Source organism: Burkholderia sp. Se-20378, assembly GCF_017104665.1.
GTDB lineage: Bacteria > Pseudomonadota > Gammaproteobacteria > Burkholderiales > Burkholderiaceae > Burkholderia > Burkholderia lata.
Genome location: NZ_JAAGPG010000601.1, coordinates 1 through 4,809, shown reverse-complemented (window position 1 = coordinate 4,809; position 4,809 = coordinate 1). Strand labels below are relative to the sequence as shown.

General features: G+C 67.3%; 3 protein-coding genes and 1 pseudogene. 3 read left to right on the top strand and 1 reads right to left on the bottom strand.

Features of this window, described 5'->3' with window-relative positions; all coding sequences use genetic code 11:
• The coding region (locus G3N93_RS34580; RefSeq protein ID WP_206134982.1) for an ABC transporter substrate-binding protein at positions 1 to 1,089 on the bottom strand (1,089 nt) is incomplete at its 3' end.
• 166 nt (positions 1,090 to 1,255) lie between these two features.
• On the opposite strand from G3N93_RS34580, the gene G3N93_RS34575 reads away from it, so the two are divergent.
• The 3 genes and pseudogenes from G3N93_RS34575 to G3N93_RS34565 all read left to right on the top strand — a co-directional run.
• Positions 1,256 to 2,230 carry an AraC family transcriptional regulator gene (locus G3N93_RS34575; protein WP_174986136.1) on the top strand — a complete coding sequence of 325 codons (975 nt, stop codon included), beginning with the start codon at positions 1,256 to 1,258 and terminating at the stop codon, positions 2,228 to 2,230.
• A gap of 116 nt (positions 2,231 to 2,346) precedes the next feature.
• The gene (locus tag G3N93_RS34570) at positions 2,347 to 4,509 is read left to right on the top strand and encodes a TonB-dependent receptor domain-containing protein (RefSeq protein ID WP_174946473.1); all 2,163 of its coding nucleotides are present in this window, start codon (positions 2,347 to 2,349) and stop codon (positions 4,507 to 4,509) included.
• A gap of 49 nt (positions 4,510 to 4,558) precedes the next feature.
• A pseudogene (locus G3N93_RS34565) lies at positions 4,559 to 4,809 on the top strand (isochorismate synthase); the annotation flags it as partial.

Here is a 4,809-nt window from a genome sequence, read left to right as displayed (position 1 = left end):
GCCCTGCAGCGAAACCGGCTGGAAGCGTTGCACCATGGTGTCGAGCGTGCGGCGCGGGTCGACATCGGCGAACAGCGCCGGATGCAGCCATTTGGCCATGGCCTGCACCGCGACGACGTTGAACGGCGAGTTGTAGAAGTGATGCCAGATCGCATAGGCCCGGCGCTCGCGCACCGCGCGCAGCGGCGCAATCTGCGGGCGCTGCAGCGACCGGTCGAACGAACGTGTCGCGGTGTCGCGCGACACGCCGGCGCCGAGTGCGATGCGCAGCGGCGCACTTTGCAGCGTCTGCGTCGAGCCGATCCCCGTGCCGATGTAGAAATCGGGCTGGCGGCTGAGCAGGTATTCCGGATTCAGCGTGCCGTGCTCGCCGGGCACGCGGCCTTTCGCGATGTTGTTGCCGCCGGCGGCGTCGAGCAGGCGCCCCATCATGCCCGTCATCGTGTCGCAGCAGTCGCTCGACAGGCCGACGCGGCTTTCGAGGAACACGCTTGGCGCGACCGCGTGCGCGTTCGCGAGCCGCGTACGGACGAGATCGAACTGCGCCTGCCAGTACGCGTTGAAATCCGCCGCGCGCTGCGGCGCGCCGAAGACCTGGCCGAGCAGTGCGATGCTGCGCGTCGTATTGACGAGCGGGTCGTGCCGCAAATCGACGAAGACGATCGCAACGCCGGCGGCTTCGAGCCGCGCCAGCGTCTCGCGGTCGCGCTCGCCAGGGCCGTGGCCGCCGCCGAGGCCGAAGATCGCGACCTGCGGGCGCAGCGCGAGCGCGCGTTCGTCGCTGAAGCTGCCGGCCTGCGAGCGGCCGATGCGCGGCACGTCCTTCAGGTGCGGAAACCGTTCGAGCCATTGCCCGTAGCTGGCCGGATCGAGCTGTTCGAAATCGCCCATCATGCCGACGAGGCGACGGGTGGGATCGGCGTCGACGACCGCCAGCGCGGGCAGCAGGCGCCCTTCGCCGAGCAGCACGCGTTCGACGCGCGCGGGAATCCGGACCTGCCGACCGGCGAGGTCGGTCACGGTGGTGTCCGCGCATGCCGCCTGCGCGACGAACCCGCTGCACAGCCATGCGACCAGCATGGCCCACATTCCACTTGTCTTTCTCACGCGACTCCCGATACGATGTAAATGAGAACAATTCGCATTTGATTGTAACCGAGCAGTCGGACATCGCGGGATGCCGGCTGTTTGTTCCAGCGACGAAATGGTTTGTGCGGGCCCATCGCGCCCGACACACGCAACGGGGTATCAAGACATGACAGCGCAGACGTCAGCTGCTTTCCAATCCGACGGCCATCGCCACGACGCGCACGTTGCGCGAATCCGCGAGGTGCGTCCGGGCCTGCGCATCCATGCAGACGACGCGACCGACGAATTCGATGCGGTGATGTCGGGGCAGTGCACGCCGGGCCTGCATCTCGTGCTGCTGCTCGAAGGTGCGCTCGACGTGTCGTACGGCGACCGGCGCGTTGTGCTGACGACGGATGCGCACCGCGCGAGCCGGGCTCCGGTGCCGCGGCCAGCGGTGCGGATGCAGTCGTTCCTGCTCAACGCGGTGCAGCCGGATACGTTCCGCCGACGGCTCAGCAAGGGCGGCTATGCACGGCGGCTCAGTCTTGCGATGTCGGGCGAGTGGCTCGCGCATCTGCAGGCGGCGAGCCGCGGCATGCTGCCGGAGCGGCTGGATGCGATGCTGTCCGCGCACCTGGCGATCCGCTTCTGGCAGCCGACGCCGCGTGCGACGGCACTGGCCGAGCAGATCGTACGGCCGCCGACCTATCAGCCGATGCTGCAGGCGATCTATCTCGAAAGTCGTGTGCTGGAATTGCTTGCCGAGGCGTTCGCGCCGCTCGAGGCGGAGGCGGTGGACGCCGCACCGGCGCAGGATGCGGCGCTCGGATCGCGCGACTACCGCCGGATGGCGGAATTGCGCGCGTTCCTGGCGAGCGATGCCGCACAGGATTTGTCGCTCGACGCTATCGCGCGCCATGCCGGCATGAGTACGAACGCGATGCAGCGGCAGTTCCGTGCCGCCTACGGCACGACGGTATTCGACTTCATCCGCGAACATCACCTGCAGCGGGCGCGGCTCGCACTCGAGCGCGACGCGGTGAGCGTCAAGCAGGCTGCGGCGCTGGCCGGCTATACGAGCGCCGCGAATTTCGCGACCGCCTACAAGCGTCGCTTCGGCGTCACGCCGACGCTCGCGCGCCGCAGCGACCATCGCTGACGAGACAGCCGCCGTGACTCAAACGAGTTCGTAGCTTACGCAAAGATTTCGGCGCATTACATGTTTCATAATGTAAATGAGAATCAATCACATCATGAAACATCGAAAGCGCCACCATGTCGAGTCAAGCTGCACACTTTGCATTGAAGCCGGCCGTCGTTGCCGGTCTGTACCTGATGGGCGTGTCGAGCGCGTGGGCGCAGACGCCTGATCGATCGGCCGAGCCGACTGCCGCGTCCGCGGTCGCGGCGCCGCCGGTTGCCGGCGATCCGCCGGATCCGGCCACGCTGAAGGCGATCGTCGTGACGGCAAGCCGTCGCGAGCAGGCGATCCGCGAAGCGCCCGCGAGCATCTCCGTGATCACCCGCGACGACATCGAGGCGAAGCCTTATACGTCGGTTGCCGAGATCGTCGGCAACGTCGAGGGGGTGAGCGTCGTCGGTGCGTCGCCGAACGACCAGGACATCTCGATCCGCGGGATGCCAGGCGAATACACGTTGCTGCTGGTCGACGGTCGTCGCCAGAACACACGTGAAACGATGAATCGCGGCAGTTCTGGCGTGCAGTCGAACCTGATGCCGCCGCTGTCCGCGATCGAGCGGATCGAGGTCGTGCGCGGGCCGATGTCGTCGCTGTACGGTGCCGATGCGATGGGCGGCGTGGTCAACGTGATCACGCGCAAGGTGCCGAAGCGCTGGGGCGGCACGATCACGGCCGGCAGTGTGTGGCAGCTCGAATCGAACCAGGGCGATACGCAAAGCGTCGACTTCTGGCTCGGCGGCCCGCTGAAATCCGACGTGCTCGGGCTGCAGGCGTCCGGCCGGCTCCTGCATCGCGGCGAGGACGACATCTACTACGCGAAAAGCGGCACGGGCGGTGCGAACGGGCAGCGGATCGGCAGCTTCGACGTGAAGCTGGCGGCGAAGCCCACGCGCAACCAGGACGTGAGCGTGAACATCGGGCGCGAGCAGCTTACCTACCTGAGCACACCGGGCAAGAGCGCGGCGCCGCTTACGCCGCGCACGGCCGCGACGGCGCTGACCGAGACGCGCCACGTGCGCGACTACTGGGGCATCACGCATGACGGCCGCTGGGGTTTCGGCAACACGACGCTGTCGCTCTATGGCGAGCGCGGCGTGCAGGACCAGTGGACGCCGGCTGGCCGCGAGGCGATCCGGCCCGCGCTGACCGACACGATCCTCGAAGGCAAGGCCGAGGTGCCCTGGTGGGGCGAGCGCAACATCCTGACGGTCGGCGGTCAGCATATCTGGTCGACGCTGTCGGGCGTGGCGCGCCAGGATGCGGTGCCGCAGGGCCGTGCGGCGAACTCGGACCGGATCCGGCGCAATGCGTGGGCGCTGTTCGGCGAGAATGACTACTTCTTCAACGACCGGTTCACGCTGACGACCGGCGTGCGGCTCGATCATGACGATCGCTACGGCAGCCACGTGAGCCCGCGCATCTACGGCGTCTACAAGCTCAGCCAGGCGTGGACGGTGCGTGGCGGCGTGTCGACGGGCTTCCGGCCGCCGTCGTTGCGCCAGAGCACGGGCGGCTACTGCATGACGTCGGGCGGCGCGGCGGGGGCGATGCCCGGCACGCTGTGCGGCAATCCGGATCTCAAGCCCGAGACGAGCCTGACCGAGGAGCTCGGTGTGCGCTACGACCTCGGCGACACGTACGCGGGGCTGACGCTGTTCAACAACCTGTTCAAGAACAAGGTGGCCAGCTACGACACGGGCAAGGCCGATCCGCGCTCGCCGGGCCGCAACATCTACGTGTACGACAACATCGATCGGGTCAAGCTGTACGGACTCGAACTCGGCGCGGGCACGCGCGTGATGCGCACGCTGAAGGTGTCGGGCAGCTACACGCTGACGCAGTCGCGTCGCGAAGGCAGCGGCGAGAAGGCGTTCAATGGCAGCGCGCTCGACGGCTATCCGCTCGACAAGACACCCAAGCACAAATTCAACGTGCAGGTCGACTGGACGCCGACCGCCAAGCTCGACCTGTACGCGACGGCGAACTACATCGGCAGCGAATACTGGGCGGCGTTCCGCAACGGCGCGCAGGGTGTCCGCGAACGTCCGTCGACGACGACCTTCGATCTCGGCGGCCGCTACCGGATCGACAAGCGTTTCTCCGTCAATTTCGCGGTGCTGAACCTGACCAACAAGATGGTTCCGATCGACGATCGCACGCGCACGACCGGCCTGAGCGGCAACTGGCTGGTCGATCAGGGGCGCCGCGTCGCGGTGAGCCTCACCGCCGAAATGTGACGACACGGCCGGTGCGACGCGCCGGCCCTTCAATCTGGAGATGAATGCGATGAATGCGATATCCCGTCCTTCCGATCTATTAGTACCTCAAAACATATGGGATCTGTATCGCGCCGATGCGCCGCTGTTTCTCTCGACACCGGCCCATACGCTGCTCGCAGCCGATCCGGCGGAAGCGATTCCGCACGCGGATACGCCGCTGGCCGCGCGCGTGACGGAGGCGCTGCGTCGTGCGCAGGCGCACGGCCATGCGGGCGCAGCGGTGGTCGGCGCCGTGCCGTTCGATGCCGATGCGCCGGC